23 protein-coding genes are annotated in these 21,992 nt (G+C 47.5%); 16 read left to right on the top strand and 7 right to left on the bottom strand.

Going from position 1 to position 21,992, the window contains the following annotated elements; genetic code table 11:
* The first annotated feature begins 76 nt into the window (after positions 1-76).
* From LEPBO_RS0104960 to LEPBO_RS0104945, 4 genes are all read left to right on the top strand, one after another.
* Entirely contained in the window at positions 77-832 is a 756-nt protein-coding gene (locus LEPBO_RS0104960; RefSeq protein ID WP_148668932.1) for a type IV pilus modification PilV family protein, read from the top strand.
* A 27-nt stretch (positions 833-859) separates the two neighbouring features.
* Positions 860-1,930 (top strand): PilW family protein, encoded by a 1,071-nt coding sequence (locus LEPBO_RS0104955; RefSeq protein ID WP_017286433.1) that lies wholly within the window; start codon positions 860-862, stop codon positions 1,928-1,930.
* A 31-nt stretch (positions 1,931-1,961) separates the two neighbouring features.
* On the top strand, positions 1,962-2,546 hold the full coding sequence (locus tag LEPBO_RS36195; protein WP_172410472.1) for a prepilin-type N-terminal cleavage/methylation domain-containing protein: 585 nt from the start codon (positions 1,962-1,964) through the stop codon (positions 2,544-2,546).
* Between the two features lie 92 nt (positions 2,547-2,638).
* On the top strand, positions 2,639-3,181 hold the full coding sequence (locus tag LEPBO_RS0104945; protein ID WP_017286431.1) for a pilus assembly FimT family protein: 543 nt from the start codon (positions 2,639-2,641) through the stop codon (positions 3,179-3,181).
* 8 nt (positions 3,182-3,189) lie between these two features.
* Here the strand turns inward: LEPBO_RS0104945 and glgB are convergent, their stop codons facing one another.
* Together glgB and LEPBO_RS0104935 are read right to left on the bottom strand one after the other, a co-directional pair.
* Entirely contained in the window at positions 3,190-5,478 is a 2,289-nt protein-coding gene (gene glgB / locus LEPBO_RS0104940) for a 1,4-alpha-glucan branching enzyme (protein WP_026148429.1), read from the bottom strand.
* A gap of 249 nt (positions 5,479-5,727) precedes the next feature.
* A complete protein-coding gene (locus LEPBO_RS0104935) occupies positions 5,728-6,075 on the bottom strand; it encodes a 30S ribosomal protein PSRP-3 (RefSeq protein ID WP_071596143.1) in 348 nt (115 codons plus the stop codon).
* 55 nt (positions 6,076-6,130) lie between these two features.
* On the opposite strand from LEPBO_RS0104935, the gene LEPBO_RS0104930 reads away from it, so the two are divergent.
* On the top strand, positions 6,131-6,910 hold the full coding sequence (locus LEPBO_RS0104930; protein WP_017286428.1) for a TIGR01548 family HAD-type hydrolase: 780 nt from the start codon (positions 6,131-6,133) through the stop codon (positions 6,908-6,910).
* Between the two features lie 110 nt (positions 6,911-7,020).
* Here LEPBO_RS0104930 and LEPBO_RS0104925 read toward each other — a convergent pair whose 3' ends face one another.
* Positions 7,021-8,169, bottom strand: a complete 1,149-nt coding sequence (locus LEPBO_RS0104925) for a protein kinase family protein (protein ID WP_017286427.1) — start codon at positions 8,167-8,169, stop codon at positions 7,021-7,023.
* Positions 8,170-8,404: 235 nt separating this feature from the next.
* Between LEPBO_RS0104925 and LEPBO_RS0104920 the strand changes: the two genes are divergently transcribed.
* Both LEPBO_RS0104920 and LEPBO_RS45255 read left to right on the top strand, forming a co-directional pair.
* On the top strand, positions 8,405-10,261 hold the full coding sequence (locus LEPBO_RS0104920; protein ID WP_017286426.1) for a hypothetical protein: 1,857 nt from the start codon (positions 8,405-8,407) through the stop codon (positions 10,259-10,261).
* Between the two features lie 184 nt (positions 10,262-10,445).
* Positions 10,446-10,910 carry an HNH endonuclease signature motif containing protein gene (locus LEPBO_RS45255; RefSeq protein WP_071596142.1) on the top strand — a complete coding sequence of 155 codons (465 nt, stop codon included), beginning with the start codon at positions 10,446-10,448 and terminating at the stop codon, positions 10,908-10,910.
* A 146-nt stretch (positions 10,911-11,056) separates the two neighbouring features.
* Here LEPBO_RS45255 and LEPBO_RS0104910 read toward each other — a convergent pair whose 3' ends face one another.
* A complete protein-coding gene (locus LEPBO_RS0104910; protein ID WP_017286424.1) occupies positions 11,057-12,118 on the bottom strand; it encodes a tocopherol cyclase family protein in 1,062 nt (353 codons plus the stop codon).
* Positions 12,102-12,401 carry a DUF6464 family protein gene (locus tag LEPBO_RS0104905; protein ID WP_017286423.1) on the bottom strand — a complete coding sequence of 100 codons (300 nt, stop codon included), beginning with the start codon at positions 12,399-12,401 and terminating at the stop codon, positions 12,102-12,104. The genes LEPBO_RS0104910 and LEPBO_RS0104905 overlap by 17 nt, the downstream gene beginning before the upstream one ends.
* A gap of 142 nt (positions 12,402-12,543) precedes the next feature.
* Between LEPBO_RS0104905 and LEPBO_RS0104900 the strand changes: the two genes are divergently transcribed.
* Both LEPBO_RS0104900 and LEPBO_RS0104895 read left to right on the top strand, forming a co-directional pair.
* Complete coding sequence (locus LEPBO_RS0104900; protein ID WP_017286422.1) at positions 12,544-13,515, top strand: sodium-dependent bicarbonate transport family permease; 972 nt, start codon at positions 12,544-12,546, stop codon at positions 13,513-13,515.
* Positions 13,516-13,519: 4 nt separating this feature from the next.
* Positions 13,520-13,828, top strand: coding sequence for a P-II family nitrogen regulator (locus LEPBO_RS0104895; protein WP_017286421.1), 309 nt, complete (start codon positions 13,520-13,522; stop codon positions 13,826-13,828).
* Here LEPBO_RS0104895 and LEPBO_RS36190 read toward each other — a convergent pair.
* The gene (locus tag LEPBO_RS36190; protein WP_017286420.1) at positions 13,819-14,895 is read right to left on the bottom strand and encodes a GspE/PulE/PilB domain-containing protein; all 1,077 of its coding nucleotides are present in this window, start codon (positions 14,893-14,895) and stop codon (positions 13,819-13,821) included. The genes LEPBO_RS0104895 and LEPBO_RS36190 overlap by 10 nt on opposite strands.
* Positions 14,896-14,907: 12 nt before the next feature.
* On the opposite strand from LEPBO_RS36190, the gene menH reads away from it, so the two are divergent.
* Positions 14,908-15,762 (top strand): 2-succinyl-6-hydroxy-2,4-cyclohexadiene-1-carboxylate synthase, encoded by an 855-nt coding sequence (menH, locus tag LEPBO_RS0104885; protein WP_225885713.1) that lies wholly within the window; start codon positions 14,908-14,910, stop codon positions 15,760-15,762.
* A gap of 67 nt (positions 15,763-15,829) precedes the next feature.
* On the opposite strand, the gene LEPBO_RS0104880 is transcribed toward menH, so the two are convergent.
* A complete protein-coding gene (locus LEPBO_RS0104880) occupies positions 15,830-16,051 on the bottom strand; it encodes a hypothetical protein (RefSeq protein ID WP_017286418.1) in 222 nt (73 codons plus the stop codon).
* A gap of 187 nt (positions 16,052-16,238) precedes the next feature.
* On the opposite strand from LEPBO_RS0104880, the gene LEPBO_RS0104875 reads away from it, so the two are divergent.
* From LEPBO_RS0104875 to LEPBO_RS0104850, 6 genes are all read left to right on the top strand, one after another.
* On the top strand, positions 16,239-17,015 hold the full coding sequence (locus LEPBO_RS0104875; RefSeq protein WP_017286417.1) for a DUF554 domain-containing protein: 777 nt from the start codon (positions 16,239-16,241) through the stop codon (positions 17,013-17,015).
* Positions 17,016-17,264: 249 nt separating this feature from the next.
* Positions 17,265-17,798, top strand: a complete 534-nt coding sequence (locus tag LEPBO_RS0104870; protein ID WP_144056144.1) for a sigma-70 RNA polymerase sigma factor region 4 domain-containing protein — start codon at positions 17,265-17,267, stop codon at positions 17,796-17,798.
* 94 nt (positions 17,799-17,892) lie between these two features.
* Entirely contained in the window at positions 17,893-19,212 is a 1,320-nt protein-coding gene (locus tag LEPBO_RS0104865) for an omega-aminotransferase AptA (protein ID WP_017286415.1), read from the top strand.
* A 58-nt stretch (positions 19,213-19,270) separates the two neighbouring features.
* Positions 19,271-19,774 (top strand): methylated-DNA--[protein]-cysteine S-methyltransferase, encoded by a 504-nt coding sequence (locus tag LEPBO_RS0104860; protein WP_036045338.1) that lies wholly within the window; start codon positions 19,271-19,273, stop codon positions 19,772-19,774.
* 180 nt (positions 19,775-19,954) lie between these two features.
* On the top strand, positions 19,955-20,560 hold the full coding sequence (locus LEPBO_RS0104855; protein WP_017286413.1) for a DUF3038 domain-containing protein: 606 nt from the start codon (positions 19,955-19,957) through the stop codon (positions 20,558-20,560).
* Positions 20,561-20,599: 39 nt separating this feature from the next.
* The gene (locus LEPBO_RS0104850; RefSeq protein WP_026148426.1) at positions 20,600-21,982 is read left to right on the top strand and encodes a DUF4335 domain-containing protein; all 1,383 of its coding nucleotides are present in this window, start codon (positions 20,600-20,602) and stop codon (positions 21,980-21,982) included.
* Positions 21,983-21,992 lie beyond the last annotated feature (10 nt).

Genomic DNA, 21,992 nt, shown 5'->3' with positions numbered 1-21,992 from the left:
ATTCAGTTCCGTACAGCTAAGGCAAATGCTAAGGTTGTATCGAAAAAATCTACAGCACTCAAATGCTGAGCAAGGCTTGACTCTCATTGAAGGATTACTTGCAATTGTAATTATTTCAATTACGGTTGTTAGCATCTCACCTCCTATTTTTTGGGCAGTTGCAACGCGTGTTCAAACTCAGCGTGCAGAGCAAGCTCTAAAGGTTGCTCAAGGAGAGGTTGATCGAGTCCGCGTCCTAGTGGAGAGGAATGAAGTGAAAATTGCTCAATTTAATCTACTTCCTCCCTACTCAGCAGGTGCAACAGAATCAGATGTAAGAAAGCGAACTTCGAGTAATTTTCCTGCTGCACCTAATACAGAAGCATCAGGCAAAAAAGTTATCTCGACCCGTGATTGTGGTACTGGAACGAGCGGCAATGATGACGTAACTTCAAATGGATCTACTTGGAACGGCACTCCATCTCGTTCAATCAATGCTTTCATCCGAGTAGATACCAACGGCGACTGTATTGCAGATTATCTGATGCAGACTTTTCGTAGCCAAGGTCTAGATCAGCAGGGAAATCAGTTCCAGGGTAGAAGCACTCAAAATCTTGCTGCATTTGTCATGGGAGTTCGCGTATACGCTGCTGTGGCAGAGCCAGCATTACTTGCTGGAAGAGGCAAAACTGAGCCTGCTGCGTTGCGAGCAACGAACGGATTGGGGAATCAACTAGATCGCCCCTTAGCAGTCTTATACTCAACAGTCGTTCGGAGTACTGAAGGCAGTCATTTGGAACTCTATCAAAAACTGTGTCAACCAGCAGACGGTCAACTCACTGGCATTTGCTAGAAATTGTCAACCCTGGGTAGATAAACTATGTCTAGAGGATTCTTTCAACAGCACACCTGGCTACGTTTTTTCTATCGCCAAACTCAACGCAGTGGGTTTACATTGCTAGAGCTGCTCGTTGCGATGGTGATTGGAGGCATAATTTCGGCTGGTCTGCTTGTTCTGGTCGTTCAATTAATTCAGGCTAACTCACGAGAAGCTGCCCGAAGCGATACCCAGAGAGATTTGCAGGCAGCTATTGATTACATTGCACGAGATGTACGAGAAGCAGTTTATGTATATGACGGTAACTGCCTTCTTGAGCGCCCTACAGGCAGTACTTTAGAGTGTCCTGGATTAAGGAGGTATTTACCCGAGAATATTTCTGAAAACGCTAGTAATACTCCGGTATTGGCATTTTGGCGAGTTGATGCATTACCTCAAATATTGAGAGATCGCTGCAAAAATAATGCAGATAGATTTGCTAATCCACGAGATCTTCCAGCAGAGGTTCGGGGAGTTCCCTGTCTGTCAGGGCGAATGTATAGTCTTGTTGTTTATTCTCTAAATTCGGAACAGACAACAGGTGCAGTCGGTCGTGCTAGGATTAGGCGCTATGAGCTACCGCAGTTTACTGCTCAAGGTGGTGCTCAAATTCCTCCTCAGATCAACACGGGATGGGTCGATCCGGTTAGTAAAGAAACGAATTTCTTTAGCTGGCCACTCAATATATCCACATTAACGGCATCTTCACCTTTGTCTCTACAAGCTAGTAGACCTGGTAGAACGACAAGTAATTTTGTGCTCACAGATTTTGTCGATCGAATTGGATTGTATGACGGAGCAGGCAACAAGGCGCAGCCCCCAATTCTGAATGGATATGAAGTAACTCCAAGGCGAGAAAGTTCGGCAAGTAACGAACCGCCCCGTGGTTTTTACGTCTATGTAAAAGGAACTGAGAATAAAGGCGCACTCAACCAGGAAGTGGTCATTCGGATTCAAGGTGATGCTGCTGGGAGACCAGGTGTTGCTGGGGTAAATCTAGCTCGTCCGGTTATCCCCATCTCTTTGGAAACTCGTGTGCTGACTCGTGGTGTAACGGATAAAGCAGCAGAATAGTTCGCTCACTAAATCAATGGTGATTAAAGGTATGAAAAGGCGAAGAGTATTGAATTCACGATCGAGTACAGATGGATTTACATTGATTGAGATTTTAGTGGTCGTCATCATCACTGGCATATTGTTTGCGATCGCTGCACCCAATTGGGTCGCCTTTGTTAACCAACAGCGTGTCAGCGCCGCTCGAACTCAGGTTTCCCAAGCAATTCGGAACGCTCAATCTAAAGCGAGTCGTACAAAAGTGGCTCAAGCAATCGTGTTTGAGAATCGAATTGGGCAATCACTTAGATATGCTATTGTTCCTATCTCCGACACTAACGCTCCGGTGGTCGATCGTACAAAAATTACGACATGGGAAAATATAGGAGATGCTTCTGCACTCAGGCTTTCAGTGGCGCAGGGCGATTTTGCTTCTCCACCTCCATTAATATTTAATATCTATGGCAGTGTTATCACTACTAATCTGCCAACGGCAGCGCTAGATCAACCACTCTATACAGTGACAATTGGGACAACTCGCAGCGCGAATCCAAGACGCTGTGTTAGAGTCACAACTTTGCTAGGTGCAACTGAAGAAGCATCAGACAGTGCGTGCCCGCCTAATAGAACATCGTGACCATCAATATTAAATAAATTTAAGGGCAATTATTTATGATGACTAGCCTAAATTTAGCTGTATTTCAAGATTTTAAGAATTAAATTGCTTTCATGAAGAGTAGGAATAAGATTTCTAGGCATGGTTTTACATTGCTTGAAGCAGTTATAGTCCTAGTGATTGCTGGTATTCTAGCTGTAATTGGAGCGCCAGCTTTGCTGGCATGGCTGAGCAATCAACAGTTAACCTCAGCACAAAGCCAGGTGGAAAGCGTTTTTCGGCAAGCACAGAGTACAGCTAAACAGAAGCATATTGATTACCAAATAAGTTTTAAGCGACAAGACTATCCGGTTGAATGGGCGATACATCCGGCGAATTCCAGTCCTATGGCACAAACTTGGCAGACTCTTAATCATGGTGTCAAGCTCTCGCTTGCGGATGCAGACACCACATTGATCAAAGATGGCAATGTCTACAAGATGGTCTTCAATCATCGTGGTGAGTTGTCAGCAGCGAATGGGCGACTCGGTGGACGTGTAACACTGTTGCCTATATCTGGTGGCTCACGCAAACGGTGCGTATTTGTTTCTAACTTACTTGGGACGACTCGGTTAGGAGAGAATCGTCCCAATCGGCAAGGAAACCCTTGTGAATGAGCTGTTTATCAGGAGCTTAGGGTTCGTGATTTTTGGCGATCGAGTTTAAGAATCAGGGTAGATAGGGGTGGAAGACAGAGATCGATTGAATAAGGGTGATTATGATAAGCCCATTCGTCTGACCATTTACCGCCTAGATTCCCCATATTGCTCCCCCCAAAATCACGAGCGTCGCTATTTAAGAGTTCAGTGTAGAATCCCGCTTCAGGCACACCGACTCGATAGTGACTGTGAGGTTGAGGAGTAAAGTTGCAAACAGCAACGATGAAATCGCCTGAATCTTTATCTCGGCGAATGAAAGATATTACACTGTGACGGTTGTCACTACAGTCAATCCACTCGAAGCCTGCTTCAGAAAAGTCTTGGGCATAGAGAGAGGGTTCAGATCGGTAGAGAGAGTTGAGAACAGTAAAAAATTGCTTGAGTTTGCGATGGGGTTCGTATTGAAGGAGATGCCAGTCTAGATCACCCCAAACATTCCACTCGTTCCATTGAGCAAATTCCATGCTCATGAATAGCGTCTTTTTACCAGGGTGGGCAAACATATAACCATAGAGGCAGCGAAGATTGGCAAATTTTTGCCATTCGTCTCCAGGCATTTTGCCGATCATATTACTTTTGCCATGAACGACTTCATCATGGGAAAGCGCCAGCATGAAGTTTTCGCTGTGGTGATACCAAATACTGAACGTTAGATTGTTTTGATGAAATTGGCGGAACCAGGGATCCATGTGGAAGTAGTCCAACATGTCATGCATCCAGCCCATATTCCATTTGAGATTGAATCCTAGACCGCCGACGTAGGTTGGCCAGGAAACCATCGGCCAAGACGTAGATTCTTCGGCGATCGATAATGCACCCGGGAAGTAGCTGAAGAGAAGATGATTCATCTGACGCAGGAAATCCGCGGCTTCGATATTCTCGCGTCCACCGTATTGGTTTGCAACCCATTCTCCGTCTTTGCGGCAGTAGTCGAGGTAGAGCATTGAGGCAACAGCATCAACTCGCACTCCGTCAATATGATATTTGTCGAACCAGAAGAGTGCATTGGCAACCAGATAGTTGCGAACTTCGTTACGACCGTAATTGAAGACGAGAGTGCCCCATTCTTTATGTTCACCTTTGCGGGGGTCGGCATGCTCGTAGAGGTGAGTTCCATCAAAGAAGGCAAGTCCATGTCCGTCTTTGGGAAAGTGACCGGGAACCCAATCAACGATGACACCGATGCCGTTGAGATGGCATTGATCAACAAAATACATGAAATCTTGGGGGGTTCCGAAGCGGGAAGTGCAGGCATAGTGTCCGACGACCTGGTAACCCCACGAGCCGTCGAAGGGATGTTCGGCTATGGGTAGGAGTTCGATGTGGGTAAAGCCAAGTTCCTTGACGTAAGGAATAAGTTTGTCTGCGAGTTCGCGATAGGTCAGGAACCGTGCCCCAGGCTTGAGGTCGGTGACGATGACAGGGGGAGAGGATTCGCCATTCGGTAAAAGAGCAGGTTCGGCAGAGGAGGCATGGAGCCAAGAGCCGAGATGCACTTCGTAGACGGAGATTGGGTTGGTTAAGGGGTCAGTGTGGCGACGTTTTTCGAGCCAGTCTTCGTCGTGCCAGGTGTAGTCATCGAGATCAGTCACGATCGAGGCAGTTTTGGGACGGACTTCTTGTTGGAAACCGTGAGGATCGGATTTTTCGTAGATGTGACCGTTTTGGTTTTTGATCTCGTACTTGTAGTGAGCGCCAACAGTCAGTTCGGGAATGAAGAGTTCCCATACTCCTGTGGAGCCACGACGCATTTGATGTTGTCGTCCGTCCCAGTTGTTGAAGTCGCCGAGAACAGAGACGTTGCGGGCGTTAGGTGCCCAGACGGCAAAGTAGACTCCAGCGATCCCATTTTGGGTCGTCAGGTGTGCGCCGAGTTTTTCGTAGATGCGGTGGTGATTGCCTTCGGTGAAGAGGTGAAGGTCGAATTCAGTCAAGAAAGGAGAGCGGAAGGCGTAGGGATCGTAGATGACGCGATCGTGCTCGCTGGATTTGAGGCGAAGCTGATAGTTGACGAGTTCGGGCACATCGATCGTACATTCAAAAAAATGCGGATGATGCAGCGATTGCATCGGGTATTCGGTGCGAGATTCAGGCAGGATGACTGAAACAGAATCTGCATTCGGCTGATAGGCTCTCACGACCCAGACGGTTTTACCATCTTGCTCAATCGCATGAGGACCAAGCACCTCGAAGGGGTCGTGATGCTGGTTCCATACAATCCGCTCTACCTGGTCTGGGGCGATCGTCATTGACATGAAGCTACCTGCCTTAAATTAAAATTGTGTATAACCGTGAGAAATCAGCGCTGTGAAACTCTATATGTAAAGGTTCTGTAATAAACGGTAGCAAATCATTGTAAAACTCACAATTCTTTTGTCACAAGCTTCTTCTGAATCATAGACAGAATTGTTGCATTTGCGGCGATTTCTAAAAATAACTCCTAACTTGCGAAATTGAAGTTAGGAGTTATTTTCTTACAAAGCTAGGTTTAGAGATAGCTCAGCTCAGGCGCTACCCGTGAAGGTGACTTCTGGGAATTTCGATTGGGCTTCCGCCATGGGGCGGTTTTTGCCTTCTTCTTGCCAGTAGTTGATCACTTCAGTTGCTTTATTCAGCAATTCAACGCGATCGACTTCTGAGATCCAGTGCTTTTTCTCTAATTCAGTCTTGAGTTGTTCCCATGCGTCGTTCCGGGGCCAGAAGAAATAAGAGGTGAGCGGGCTTGTGCCTTTTCCAACCACTTGATCGACTGCCAGCGCAACGTTTTCGTCGAGCCACAGAACTTTTAGAATAAACTTTGTCAAATCCGACCTCCAGCGCAGTCCCAAGCGTAAATTACTACGATCAGCTATTCTACCGTACTGTTTTGATAGATGATAAGAAATCTCTTGAGAAGAATTCTGGGGGATGAAAACTGTGGTGGCTGTGGTATTCGATATTGATGGGGTTGTGCGAGATGTCAGCGGGTCGTATCGGCGAGCATTGGCAGATACGGTGGAGCATTTTACCGATGGGGCATTTCGTCCATCGTCGCAGGAGATTGATGCGCTGAAGGGCGAGGGGGTTTGGAATAATGATTGGGAAGCGTCACAAGAGTTAATTTTTCGGCATTTTGAGGCGCAAGGACAGGCGCGCGAGCAAGTGACATTAGCGTATTCGACGATCGTGCAATTTTTTCAGTCTCGGTATCGAGGTACAGATCCGGTGAACTGGAATGGATATATTTGCGGGGAGCCTTTGTTGCTAGAAGCCGCTTATTTGGAGTCGCTGACGAAGGCAGGGATCGCTTGGGGGTTTTTTAGTGGGGCAACCCAGGGATCGGCTCGGTATGTGCTTGAGCAGCGATTGGAGTTGGTAGAGCCTGTGTTGATTGCGATGGAGGATGCACCCGGCAAGCCAGATCCGACGGGGTTGTTTTTGACCCTAGAACGACTGGATTGTGGTGAGTGCCCGGTGATTTATGTCGGGGATACGGTGGCGGATATGTACACGATCTCGCAGGCGAGGGAAAGAGATCATGCGCGATCGTGGTTTGCCGTGGGCGTTTTGCCGCCACATGTGCAGGAGACGGAGACACGAAAGAATGATTATCGCAAGACATTGAGGCAGGCAGGAGCGCACATCGTTTTGGATAACGTTCAGGATTTGAAACCGGAAGTTGTAGGGGAGTTAGTTGGTGAAGTGTGAACGCACTCTGACAATGTGCAGTCCACTCGCTGATGCAGAACAGCTAGGCAGTCTTATGCCGCTCTTTGAACAATTTCAGGGGCGGCGAGAGAAAAAATAGCCATCGAGAATTAGCGGGTGGTTCCAACCTGATTGAACGTTGGAGCTTTGAAAGGTTCGCCTCTCATCCAGAGAACACCAATGTTGAGAATGAGGGCAGAGAAGACGATCGCGAATGCCACCTTAAAATAAGTCGGGGGGGCATCGGATTCTTCTATATCTTCTTCGAGTTCGGGAACCGAATTTCTTTCTGTTAATGGATCTGCCTCGAATGGAGTGGGAGAAGCTTCAACGTCAACAGGAATTGAAAGCAGCCAACTGCGTGCAGCTTTTGCACCAGAGAAAGTGGAAGATTCTGAGCCAATCAGTTGTTGAATGAATTGCTTTAAGGGGTCGTGGGGGATGTCTTGCCAACGCGGATCGTTTAGCGGATTCCAAGCTTCTGGGAGATCAAGTTCTCCGAGCAACAGTTGAGCCGCAATTTTACCCAGATCTTGCAAATCCTTTTGTTTTTTGATTTTGAAGGCGGGTTGGCTTTGGGGTTGAGTCGTATGCCAAATTGCCGCTTCCCACAGTTGTAAATCCTGTAGATACACTTGAAACTGCGAGATTTGAGTATTCTGAATCGCGGGATCAATCGCAATCAGAATGCTATCTAAGTTTAAATTGCCGTGAGCGATGCCTTTCTGTACCTCATCACTGTCTTCTAGATAAAGAGGCAGACTATGTAGAAACCAGAGGCTTTGTAAAACTTGAGAGAGGAAATGGTGAACGACTTTCGGCGGGAGATAGTCTTGTGTTTCTAGATAACTTCGCAGCGATCGCGGTCGATATTGGGGCGATTTCAGAACTAAATAGCAACGATGATCTTTTGAAGACGCAATACTTTCTTGAGGAACCAATAGTCGAAAGTCTTGAACGCCCCCACTGTGAAAGTCGATCGCTTCTAGCTGTTCAAGTTGTAATTCGATTTGCTGAATGTCGGAAATCGTCCACCAGAAGGAGTAGTACTCTTTGATAATGACTGGAGTTTGTGTCTGTAAATCTTTACCTGTATAAGTTCGCACGCCAGGACGAGTTTGAAGTTGATGCTGAATAGCATATTGTCCTTCTCTACCACTCAGCATCTTTCCCTCAAGCGAGGTGGAACCATTCTCGATCTGCTCGGTTTGAGATTGGACGGGAGCGGATCGAGAATGGTTGAGGTTATCGTTGCTCATAACAAGTGGGATCTATATGACGAAACTGCTTGGAGACGGGTCATCAGAATTCAGGTGCGGAATGTCAATCCCTAGCATGGTTCCTGATGGTATGGCTATTTATTGTAAACAGAATTAGCGATCGTATTTCCGGGTGTTATGCCATGTTCTTGAGACAGATTCACTTGATTTTGGTAGGAATAGAGTTAAACCGCATTGCTTCTGATTCGACGTTGAGCACGGAGGAAATCACGTGATGAAAAGACAACCTTCTCAGCGCCATCGTCTGCTGAAGCAAGCTTTGAGTTTCACGATCGCGCCTGAAACAACTTCTGAAGCACCCTATCAACTTCAACCGGGAAAATCTGTCGTTTTTAAGATCCAAGTCACGAATCAATCTGCGAGTGCAGATCTGATTTTCTTAAAATGTTCGGAACTTCCGACGAATTGGTTCACGATCGAGTATCTAAGCCAAGCGACTGAGGATGCCCCTGGAATTATTCAACTGACTGAGAAGCTGGCGCTGAATCCTCAAGCCAATGGAGAGATTCACTTCACATTGCATCCACCCGCTGATGCAGCCATTGGAAATTACTTTCCGACCTTACAACTCATCTCAATGGGTGCGCCGGATCTGGTCATGTTGGATGTGATTTATATTCAGTTGTTACCGGATACGCATCTCGATATTCGGTTGACTCCTGAAAGTCGAACCATTCCGAACCAATCTGCCATCTTCAATTTTATGGTTCGGAATCGAGGCAATGTGACTCGAACTTTGAGACTTGAAGTAAAAGATTCACGCAACCTATTTCGAGTTGAAACGGATTTAGTAGACAACGTTTTGAAACTTGCACCAGGTCAAGAGAAGACGATCACATTAAAAGTTTTTCCTCATCATTCATGGCAGCGTCCACTCCGAGGAAAGCCAGTGCGATCACTTGTTGGAGTGACGTTAATTCCAGTGGATGGGTTAGCCGATGCAGGTTCTCGCTATTTGACTCAATCCAAGCTAGTTTGGCTCCCGCAACCGAAATGGGTGCTCGCTCTCTTGACATTGATGGGAGCAGGAACTGCTCTGTTTGCCTTAGGTGTGTTGTATCGATTTAATCGTCCCGCGATCGCAGCACCAGAAATCCTGAGTTTCAATGCGACCGGGCAAAGTGATACCGTGCGATTAAATTGGAAGTTGAACAATCCTGAAAGGCTCGGTAGAGTTGTCATTTCCCAGTTAAATGAAGGGGCAGAAGTTCAGATGGTTCGCTATGATTTCTCAACTTCGATTCCGCAAGAGTTGAAAGTCAAAGCTGACTCGAAGCAGGGATGTCGTACTGCTGCTGCGAAAAATAATTCTTCTGCATTGTGGCAGTTGCCATTGCCCAATTTGCCGTGGTTTGCGTCTCTCCAGCAAGTTCCTACTCCAACGACGATTACTTGTCAGAATATCCCCTTTGTCTCAAATCAGGCGGGAACTTTGAGATATAAGCTGAAGCTGTTCTCAAAATCAGCAGCCGATGCTCAAGTGCCGATCGCAGAATATACAACCAACGCGATCGCAATTAAGCCAGGAAGTAATGAGCCTCAGTTTGAACCGAGCTTTCCCTCTGCACAGCCTGCACAAATTTCGCTGGCATTTTCGATCAATGGCGTACCTGCCACCAGTCAACCTACACATAGTTTTTCAGTGCGAGAAGGAGAATCAGCACAGATTGTTGTGTCTTGGGCAGTTCAAGGGAGCACCGATGTCCAGCTTTTGCCTGGTTTGGGAAATGTTGAGCCAAGTGGTTCTACCTCCTATACGCTACGTGCAGGAGAAAGTAAAACTGTGACCTTGACTGCTCAAAACGCAGCCGGAGAGAGAGTCACCCAGTCAGCGGTGATGAGCGCGATCGGGGTTGGTTCTAGCAATCGTTCTCCCTTCCGTTCTGGCTCTCCGTTTCAGCCTCAACGGGTTCCGAAAGCAAGTCCTAATTCTGGAGATCCCGCTCCGCCAGAATCAGAAAACACTCAATCCAGCCCAGATCCAAACAATACTGCACCTGAACAAAGCAGCCCAAATCCATCTACATCTGACGCTCCAACACCTGATGCTTCTCCAACTGCAAGCCCTTGAATGCAATGGAACTAAAATGTAACGGGACTGGCGGGATTCGAACCCTCGACCTAGCGCTTCAGATTTGTGTGAGTTTCCCCACTCTCTGGACTATACCTTCACCTTAAGCAAAAATGCTCTTAGGTGGTGATCGTCTAGTCTCTACACCTTCCTAACTTTCGATTAGGCTTGGCTCGGTATTCCCATGAATTGCAAACATTGCGATCGCATAACTACCAATCCAGCATTTTGTAGTCTTTCGTGTGCTGCTTCCTTCAACAATCGGAAATTTCCGAAGAAGAAAACCGCAAAGGCAAAAAGCTGCAAACATTGTAGGATTCAGATTTTCGGTAGAAGAACTACCTGCGATGACTGTAACCCTTCATATGTAGATTGGACGCGCTTAACTCTCAGCGAACTGAAAGCAAGAGCGAAGTACCAGCATTCCGCTAGGGTTCGTCAAGTCGCTAGACATATTTACCGCCAGTCTAATAGACCAAAATGCTGTGTTGTCTGTGAATATGACAAACACTACGAAGTTTGCCACATTAAACCTATTCAGGAATTTTCAGACCTCACACCTATTGCTATCATCAATGACCTCAACAATCTAGTGGCTCTCTGTCCTAACCATCACTGGGAGTTTGACCACGGTTTGCTTACCCTTTAGGGTTCACCGACTTTGACCACATTCACGCGCAGAGTTTCCTCTACGGTGCCCGATGTTTCAGGAGGCGCTCGCTCTATCCAGCTGAGCTACAGCCCCGGATAAGTCGAGATTATAGCAAGATAATTTTGAGATGCACATGAAATCTTTTAGAAAACTTGACCGCATCCCGAAGCCCAAGTCTCATCCCACGGTGAGCCGCCCGTTTCAAGTCCGGCGAGAGAACTGGTTGCTTCTAGAATTAAGCGATCGCTTTTATCCCATAGCGAGATCGTCACTTGTCCTCGCATCGTATCGCGACAAACAAACTGCATTCCATCGATCGTCGGTGCGCGGAGTGGAGTTCCAGGTAGATCAGTTGTCGCAATAACCGTCACACGATAATCCCGAGTGCGAGCATCCATTCGCCAATAGCCCCAAGGACGAATTACCCAATTGACCTCGGCATTCCAGGGCGCAAATTCGTAAAATTGACCTCGGTAGTGAATGCCGACCATTGCAACCGACTCCATCCACCACAGCACACCACGCCGCCCACCACCCGCTGTGAGTGCTAAATCTAGTTCGTTATCAAAAGCATTGCAGTTTAGCCAAAACCATTTACTTGGAAATGCGCCACCCCAATTCTTCTCTCCATATGCTGGAGCATTGACAAATTTATAGTCTTTCCCATTCCAATTGATCCATCCGGTGGCATACCCATGCGCCATGAGAATCTGCCAGCCCGGTTCAAAAATCTGAAGTGAAGAGAGCCAACTGGCAGTTGATTGACGATCGCCCCAACCGTAAATCGGCGAAATTGAATACTGCCATTCCGCAAACTTGCCGTCCGGTGATTTCAGCCGACCTTGATGCCAGGTATTCGTCGCTTGATATCCTTCGGAAATCGTGCGATCGAACTGATCTGGAGCTAGCAATCCGGTGGGCTGTCTCGCATGTCCGAGCGCCAGACAATCTTTTGCTGCCCAGAAATCATGCGGATTCGAGAAAGTGCGCCATAGATGTTCGTCATCAATGCCTAAAATTTGCGCCATGCCGCCGCTAGTTGGTTGCCCCCCTTGCGGATCTTCGATCGAATACATAAAGGCAAACGTTTGCCCAATTTCAGGCAGCGTTACACGGTAGTACCAGCCCTCAAAAAAGCGGCGGGAACTGCCATCCCAGTGATAACCACTGTGTGGCGTGGGGAGCGGACTAGAGTTTCGATTCATACAATCGGCATGTTTCACAAGGACCTGTGGGATTGACCGCGCAGCGAATATACGGCGATCGAGCATTATAAATGCAGGTAAAATCGCCAATCAGCGCGCCCACACCTTCAACATAATGATAATCAGGCGGAAGTCGCAGCAGAGATTGAAGCTGCTGTCGTTCGGCTGCTGCCATTGCGGCTTGGAGACGTTCTTGAGCTTGAAGTTCCAGTCGATGCCGGAGCAGAAACGTCAGAATCGTCGGAAGAAGCGCGATCGCGAGAATCAAGAGGACTGAAAGCATAAGTCTATTCTGAGGGATCAATCTAGAGACGGCTAGCGCTTTTCATAAAATCTTTGATGAGGATCGCTGAAATTTTGGCAGAGTCTATGTCGGAACAAGTGGACGCGGTATTCTATACGGGCAACCCCAATCGAAAAATTGAATGGATTTTAGCCTGATCATTTCCAATTTTCTCAACCCGCCTGTTTTGTTCTTTTTTCTAGGAATGCTGGCAGTGTTGGTGAAATCTGACCTCGACATTCCAGCACCGATTCCAAAGTTATTTTCGCTTTATTTGCTGTTGTCAATCGGGTTTAAAGGCGGTGTCGAGCTAGCGAGAAGCGGAATTACACAGCCAATTGTGATCACATTGGCAGCCGCGATCGCGATGTCAATTCTGGTTCCGATCTATACGTTTTTTATTTTAAGAACTCGTTTAGATCCTTACAATGCAGCCGCGATCGCAGCCACTTATGGTTCGATTAGCGCCGTTACTTTTATTACGGCTGGTTCATTTTTGGATCAATTGCAGATTCCATATGATGGCTATATGGTTGCAGCGTTAGCATTAATGGAGTCGCCAGCAATCATTATTGGATTAATCTTAGTGAATGTGTTTACCGATCGCAGCGGGGATTCGGAATCGATTCAATGGTCGGAAGTCCTACAAGAAGCATTCTTGAATGGCTCAGTTTTTCTGTTAATTGGCAGTGTTGCGATCGGGTTTATCACGGGCGAACAGGGCTGGCACACGTTGAAGCCTTTTACTCAAGATATGTTTTACGGAGTGCTGACGTTTTTCTTATTGGATATGGGATTGGTCGCCGCAAAGCGAATCCAGGATTTACAGAAGTCGGGCTTCTTTCTGGTTTCGTTTGGCGTGTTGATTCCTTTGTTGAATGCCACGATCGGGCTTTTCTTAGCAAAAGCGATCGCGCTTTCTGCGGGTGATGCACTTTTATTTGCCGTTCTTTGTGCCAGTGCATCTTATATTGCAGTTCCCGCAGCGATGCGACTCACGGTTCCTGAAGCGAATCCTAGCTTTTACATTTCTGCTGCGCTTGCAATCACATTTCCATTTAATATTTTGCTCGGCATTCCCCTGTACGAATACGGAATTACATTACTTTGGTAAACCTATGCACGCTGTCAAACGGATTGAGATTCTTTCAGATTCGATCGAGCTTCCTAAAATCCTCAAAAGCCTGAAACAGTCAGAAATTCATCGCTACACTGTGATCCGAAATGTTGAAAGTAGTGGGGTTTCTGGCACAAATGAAACTGATGCCACTCTAATTGATATGGCGTATATCATTGCATTTTGTACGCCGGAACAGGTGAAAGGCGCGATCGAAAAAATCCGACCCATCTTGAATCGATTCGGCGGATCTTGCTATGTTTCTGATGCGATGGAAGTGCGATCGCTCAACTGTACTGCTCATCTATGACCATTTTGAGTACGGAGTTGACTGAGGTGCTGCTCTACGATTTGCAACGCTTGATCGAGTGCAGGCACAACATCGGACTGAGATTGATCGGTTATGAATGAACTTGCCGCTTGAGCATTGAGCAACTCATCCATTTTCTCGTAGAGTTTTTGAGCGATCGTGTGAGCGTCGCGGTTAAAGTTCGTGACCTGTTGGCGTTGATGGAATTTCAAAGCGGCTCCACGTAATACTTGTAGGGTTGCTTGCTCTCCCATTTCAGTTGGCATCAGCCGCAGTCGTAGCAAAACGCGATCGCGCTGATAGAGCCGTTCAATTTCCACTTCTCGAACTTGAGTCACCAATTTCGGGGGAAGGTGGGTTAATTCTTTCAATTCGTCTAATAAAGCTTGGAATTTGGGAAGAGGAACACCCTCGATCGAAGCCTGTAAAATTCCATTTTGGCTCCAAAGAATGCGCCCATGTCTTGCTTGTCGCTCAAAGTACAGCCGTCCAATACCTTCACACAACACTCGTCCAAGTAATTCTTGTAACAGCCGTGCGGGCGGAAGCTGGCTAAGCAGCGCGATCGGTTCTTCTGAATATCGAGTACTGACGGCTAAATCAGGCAATGGATTCGAGGAAAGATTAGAAATAGGAACTTGGCTCGGTTCCGGCTCGGTTTCAAATTCAGCCGGATCTTCTTCAAGCACTAGCGTTTCTTTCTCGTGAAGATTTGGCTTTTCGAGTTCTAGCACTGGAGTGGGGAGCGGTTCTTGAGCGTGAGAACTTGGCTTTTCGGGTTCCGGAGCCTTGATGAATCGTTCAGTCTTGGGATGAGTTTGATTGTAGTTTAAGTAAGCCGTGAGCGTTTTATGATGCGCCTCTGACGAAATGCTTTGAGGGATAAGCGAGTAATTTTGGTAGCCGATCATGCGTCGAGCGTATTCTAGGGCAGCCACATCATCTAACATCACCATCCCCAAATGAAGTTTGCCCTCCTCGATCGAGAGGGGCAAAATCTGGTGAAAGAGGCACGCTTCAAAGGGCAAAACGCGATCGACAAGCTGAAAAACCTGGTCTGTATTCATGGATGTGTCAACATGAGGGGATCAACTGCTGGTAAGCGATCCTGCTTCGAGCTAGGTTTTAATATTGTTCCCCAGAAGTTTACAGAAATGCTGCTGAATTTCACGTCTGCGTCAAGCCAACCTGCTGTCTTGTTTTTACATGGGTTTCTTGGGAACCATACAGAGTTTCATTCCGTAAGTTCGCGGCTGGAGCAGTTTAATTGCATGGCGATCGATCTCCCCGGTCATGGCAAAACTCAAGAAACGTGGGAGTATAGTCTGCCGAACACTGCTGAAGCGATCGTTGAGCTTTTAACACAGGCACAAATTGATCAAGCCAATTTGGTCGGATACTCAATGGGCGGACGCTTAGCGCTCTATTTGGCGTTGACTTATCCTGATCGATTTCCGAAGGTTGTGATCGAATCAGGTTCACCAGGGCTGAAAACAGCCAGAGAGCGATCGCAGAGAATCCAGCACGATCACGAATTAGCTAATCGATTAGAAGCAGATTTCCAGCAGTTCTTAAGAGATTGGTACAACATGCCGCTGTTTCGATCATTTGCTGCGCATCCGAACTTCGTGCAAATCGTACAAGAGAGAGCAAAGAATAATCCGCTTGAACTTGCGCGATCGCTCAGAGAAATGGGAACGGGAATGCAGCCGAGTTTATGGAAGACATTAGAATCGCATCGGCAGCCGATTTTGTTGATTGTGGGAGAATGCGATCGTAAATTCATCGAAATCAATCAAGAAATGGCGGCGCTCTGTCCAACCGCAGAACTGGTGATCGTTTCAGATTGCGGTCATAACGTTCATTTTGAAAAACCAGAAGAATTTGTCGATCGGCTTCAACACTTTCTACTTGATTCGCAATCCAACCTCTAGCGCCCAAAATAAAAGCGGCTTCATCGCTGAAACCGCCCATGACCACACAGTAAACTTTTCTGACGCACTAACTCCAAATCTCCTCAAGCGCATTCAAATCTGTTTCGGAGAGCAGAATCATTGTCTCGTAGCCGATTCTACCCATCTCAGGCTCCTCGCCCAATTCCATCTCAACCAAGTACGACCAGTTTCCTGCTTCTGCTCGATACTCTTTCACCTTTCCTTCACCACCAATAAACCGCACGGATTGATCGGGGCTAAATTTTGGGACTGACTTCACGGCGATCATGTTCTTCACCTCTATACAACCTTGCAACCTTGCTTCCTTCTTCAACCGTTTCCGATGCGATTGCTGAAAGAATATCTAAAGCTTTAATAAAGATGTCTCTCCCGTATGGGTAAACGTTATCATTCGATAGCTCTTTCCTGGGAACGAGAGCAATATCATCTTTACGGCTAGGATAACGCTACGACGAATGCTAACAACCCTGATCTGGCTCATTCATCCTGCAACACTTGGCGTATTCGTAAAAACAAGCGGCACTTGGATCAATGTTGCAACCGTGCTCATTGGAAGTGGACTCGGCATTGTGCTAAAAGGCAATCTGCCCACCCGAATGCAGCGCATCATTACTCAAGCGCTCGGATTGCTGACTTTGTTTCTCGGTGTAACGATGGCAGGAAGTTTGCTCAAGGTCAAGCTTGGCATTTTCGATGGCGTGATTATTGGGTTAATTGCGATCGTCATCGGCGGGTTACTCGGTGAATGGTGGCGCATTGATGCTCGACTTCGTGCGATCGGGGATGCGTTGAAACATCGCTTTCAAGGAGGCGGAAGTTTTACAGAAGGATTTGTGGCGGCAAGTTTACTGTTTTGCGTTGGCCCGATGGCAATGATTGGGAGTTTGAACAATGGTTTGTCAGGAGACAATACACTCCTTTCGATCAAATCTGCAATGGATGGCTTAGCCTCGATCGCATTGAGCAGCAGCTATGGCATTGGAGTCGCGTTCTCGATCTTGCCGATCGTGGTTTATCAAGGCGGACTCTCGATCGCCGCTAGTTTTTTAGCGCAATCCCTATCTGAGCCAGCGACAAATCCATCCGTTTTACTCACCTCTGGAGTCGGCGGATTAATCGTGATGGGACTTGGCTTAAACCTTTTAGAGGTCGCAGAATTAAGCATTGCTGCATTTCTGCCAGGACTGCTGCTTGCGCCATTACTTTGTGCAATCATTGAGTGGTTGGCGTAACCGAAATCGATAATATATCCGTACATATAAACGATGCATGACTGCAGCTTGATCAAGGTTTTTTAAGATTTGCTACCAAATTCAAAAATGTCTCTATAATTGACGACGATAGTGATAACAGGATTGTTACTACTTCAAACCGACCCGGAAGAGCATCAGATCGATCAGCACTTCGATCACGATCGAATGCTTGAAAAATTTTATCTGAACTCTAAACTTGTGTCCCATTTACGAATTAGGAAGAACACAATGGTTGCAACGAAAAGAAGATCGCCGACCTCAACACTTGTATCTAAAGATTCGATCAGCGGAGCTTCCAGTGCGCTCAAGGATCTGCCTGAAAAGCCCAAAGAAATTTGGTCACTGAGAGAAGCCATTAGCCTGCTGAAAGATCAAATCATTTTGGCACTCGATCGTGGGTATACCTATACCGAGGTTTCGCAGATGCTTTCCTCGAAAGGTGTTGAGATTAGCCCTTCTACGTTGAAGTACTATCTCTCTTCTGCTCGTAAAGAAGATGGAAGTAGCACAAAAGGTCGTCGTCGTAGAACATTGTCGATGACAGCCGAAACTTTGCAAAACGGATCGGATGCTTTAGACAGCGAAGCAGGAGCTTCTGAAGAGAAGCCCAAGCGCGAAAAAGCTGCCCCAAAAGCAACCAAATCGGCTCCTAAAACGCCTGCGAAGCAACCTGCTAAAGCTGCAACTAAACCCGCAGCAAAAGCAAAAACTACGTCCACAAAAACGACGAAGACGACCACTCGCAAAAAATCAGCCAGTTAACGGATCGTTGTCGTTCAGCTTCCGCGATCGACATTCAGCAAGAACCTGTCTTATCGCTGAATGTCGATCGTTCATTCCCTAAAAGAATTTAGCCATGTTAGATATCTCTCTACCAGAGAGCCTTGATGCTTTCTGGATGCCTTTTACTGCAAATCGACAGTTCAAAGCTAAGCCTCGTCTGATGGCATCTGCCAAAGATATGCACTACATCACAGTCGATGGGCGGCAGGTTTTAGACGGGACTGCGGGGCTATGGTGTGTGAATGCAGGACATTGCCGCGATCGCATTGTCGATGCCATTCATCAGCAAGCCGCGACTTTAGATTTTTCGCCCACGTTTCAGATGGGACATCCTGGTCCATTTGCCTTAGCCGATCGCTTAGCCAAAATGCTTCCTGGCGATTTGGATCATGTATTTTTTGCGAATTCTGGCTCAGAGGCAGTCGATACTGCGCTGAAGATTGCGCTGGCGTATCATCGGGTGCGGGGTGAAGCGAGCCGAACTCGGTTAATTGGTCGAGAGCGAGGCTATCACGGGGTCGGATTTGGAGGAGTTTCGGTAGGAGGAATTGCTCCAAATCGTAAGTTCTTCGGCAGTTTACTTCCAGGCGTTGATCATCTTCCGCATACGCATAATTTAGAACAGAATGCCTTTAGTAAAGGACAGCCGACTTGGGGGGCACATTTAGCTGATGAGCTAGAGCGGATTGTGACCTTGCATGATCCATCCACGATCGCGGCTGTGATTGTTGAGCCTGTTGCTGGATCGACTGGTGTGCTGATTCCGCCTGTCGGGTATTTAGAGAAACTGCGATCGATCTGCGACAAGTACGGCATTCTCTTGATCTTTGATGAGGTGATCACAGGCTTTGGGCGCTTGGGCAAAGCGTTTGCGGTTGATTACTTTGGAGTCATGCCAGATTTGGTTTGTGTCGCAAAAGGCATTACAAATGCTGCGGTTCCGATGGGGGCTGTGTTTGCACGATCGTATATTTATGATGCGTTTATGCATGGGCAGGAAAGTGCGATCGAGCTATTTCATGGGTATACCTATTCAGGACATCCCTTAGCCTGTGCAGCAGCAATGGCGACGCTGGATATTTATGAAGAGGAGCAGTTATTCGATCGGGCTGCCAGTCTTGCTTCATATTGGGAAGAAGCAATGCATTCGCTCAAAGGCGTGCCGCATGTGATTGATGTGCGGAATTTAGGATTAGTGGCAGGAATTGAGTTGGAATCCATTCCAGGACAACCCGGAGTTCGAGCTTACAATGCGCTAGTCAATTGTTTTGAGCAAGGCTTGCTGATTAGAACCACCGGAGACATTATTGCGCTGTCCCCGCCCTTGATTCTGGAAAAACATCATATCGATGAGATGGTGGAACGATTGAGCCACGTATTACGATCGATGTAATGTCCGAGAAGTCGGAGCGTTCTAAACTCCGACTTCTGAGATTGTGGAGTCGATTGCAATGATTTACTACCAATGGTTCACGAGTCCTTTAGGTCAAGTGCTGCTGACTTCAAATGGTCAATCGCTGACTGGGTTGCATCTGCACGGACAAAAATATTTCCCTAATCGAACTGAAGACTGGCAAGAATCAACGCTCGATCTGTTTGTGCAAGTTCAAGAACAACTGACAGAATACTTTGCACATCAGCGCCAGCAGTTTGATCTGCCACTTGAGCCTCAAGGAACCCCATTTCAAAAACAAGTTTGGCAATTGCTCACAGAGATTCCCTTTGGTCAGACTATCTCTTATGGCACATTAGCCAAACAAACTGGCAATCCTACTGCATCTCGCGCGGTCGGTGCAGCGAACGGTCGAAATCCGATCGCGATCGTCGTTCCCTGCCACCGAGTCATCGCAGCCAATGGAGCTTTAACAGGGTATGCAGGAGGAGTCGATCGTAAACAATGGCTCCTTCGGCATGAACAAGCAGAAGTGGGAAATTTATTGGGAAGCGTTGTTTGATTAAAGACCCCCACTCCCCACAATCTCTACCTCCCGATAGAAGTTCCCCCTGCGCTACCCTCCGTAGCCTAATCTGTGATTGAATTTAGGCGGGGAAACAAAACGAATTTTGATCGAGTCGCATGTTTCAAGACTTGAAACCGCCTCCACACTGTCAAAGTTCTCCCATACGCTGAATATATGACATCGATCGTGCAGCCAACCGCCTCCTCTCCCTCAAATTGGGAAGACCTCAACCTCTCAGCCCAGCCAAGCCCCGATCAGTTGGACAACATCAAAGCCCAACTTGATCTCATTTTGCTGGCACTCGAAGCGATCGCGAATCTCTCCTCGGAAGCCATGCTGCAAGCTGCAACCGATTTGAAGCTCGAATCGATGATCAGCGATCGAGTCTCACTCTGGCGGTTGAGGCAATCGAGTCCTTTACGTAAAGGACAAGGCGGACGCAAAAAGCTCGATGTCGATGAAGCTCGCGCTTTAACTCTAATCATCTGTCATCTGGCAAAACAGCACAGTGAGCTGATTCGGCGCGCTGTTGCACTTCTCGAACAATTGACCGAACAGAATCGCGAACCCCATCAAGCTGCCCTTCTAGGCAACTATCTAGATGCATTTCACAATACCTATCAAGAGCGAATGGAAGAAGGCGAAAAAGCTTCGACTGATTCACTCACCAATCTGGCGTTAAAATTGCTGATTGACCTGCTGTTTTATGGCAATCCGCAAGGTGTACGCCGCCTGTGGTTAACCCTGCTCGATCGCTCATTGCCCACGGTTCCAAATTAACCTGTCCCGACCTGACCTGACGCGCTCAACTTTGAACTCATGTCCTCACCCAACTCTGTGATTCGACGTTACACACCGCCCACCTGCACTTTAGAAATCGCTGCGAAGGATTCGCCGCTTTCGCGTTGGATGGGTCAATCTGTTCTCAAACATCTGCGCTTCAAACTCAGCTTTGACGATCCACGAGTCAGTGAAGAACAGTGGACAACCATTAGAGGCGATCGCAATCAGCTCGAAGCCCTTTGTAATGCGGTCAGCCACTACGTCCAAAATTTTCTCAGCCAGTCCAGCCGATTTGGAAATCGTGACTCTGCGACAGCGACAGAACCTAACACCGCTGTCATGCCTGAAACTGAGCAAAATTCGGCTGGAATTCACCTGCAACCGAGAGGATTGATCTCGCACGAATTACATTTAGGCACGCTTGCCAACGAATCAACCGGATCAACGTTGCAATTGAGTGCGGTTCAACTCGCAGATCTTGCCTCTGCACTCGATGAATATTCTGCTGATGTCACTGCACTTCCCAATCTTGAAAAACCGAGTTGGGTGCAGGTCGCTCCTGCATGGGGAACGATCGCAGCAGGTTTCATTGTCGCCATTGGCGTAATGGCAGCCTTTAGACCTCTATTTGACTCATCTCCTGCACCCCAAACCGCCCAATCTCCGAGCAGCAACGATCAGCGCCTTCCAGTACAACCCCTTCCAAGCACTCCTGCACCCAATACGATTGGAGCGCTCCCCACTTCCCCAGTGCCCTTGCCTTCTGGTTCTCCTGGAACCCAAACCGCTCCTAATCTAAATCCTGGTAGTCTCCCAGCACAGCCTGGTCAGCCGCCCCAACTGAGAATTGCTCAAGAACCCGCTGTTGAAGCTCCTCCTCAACAGCAAATCCAAATTCAAACGCCTCCGCTACAAGATGTTCCAGTAGCTTCGATTCCTGACCAAACTAAGCCATCGCCCGCCCAAGGAAATACTACTGGCAACCAAGCTGCTCGATCGAGAGATCCTAACGAAGCACCAACCCCTCCTGAAAATGCGGGTGATGCCGCGATCGCAAGCGCTGCACGTGAAGCATCTCCATCTGCTGAGAGCGCACCACAACCTTCCTCTCTGTCTCGTGCTGCTGCTCCTCCTGCCGCTGTGCAGATTCCTCAAGCGAAGGAAGCAGAGCAGAGACTACAAAAGGCTTGGCAACCGCCAGCCGATCTCAAGAGCAATTTTGAATTTGTGATTTTTGTAGATGAGAAAGGAAATGTTACAGACAGACAGGCATTAGACGACACTGCAAGAAAGTTTGCGAACGTCACCGGAATTCCGAAAATTGGAGAGAATCTAGTTTCTCCGCTCAAGGGAAGAGGTTCAGCCACTTTCCGAGTGTTGTACAAACCGGATGGAACCGTTCAAGCCTTCTTGCAGTAATCGTTGAATC

The organism is Leptolyngbya boryana PCC 6306, assembly GCF_000353285.1.
Taxonomy (GTDB): Bacteria; Cyanobacteriota; Cyanobacteriia; order Leptolyngbyales; family Leptolyngbyaceae; genus Leptolyngbya; species Leptolyngbya boryana.
Note: the sequence above shows the minus strand (reverse complement) of the source record. Positions and strands in the feature narration are given on the sequence as shown.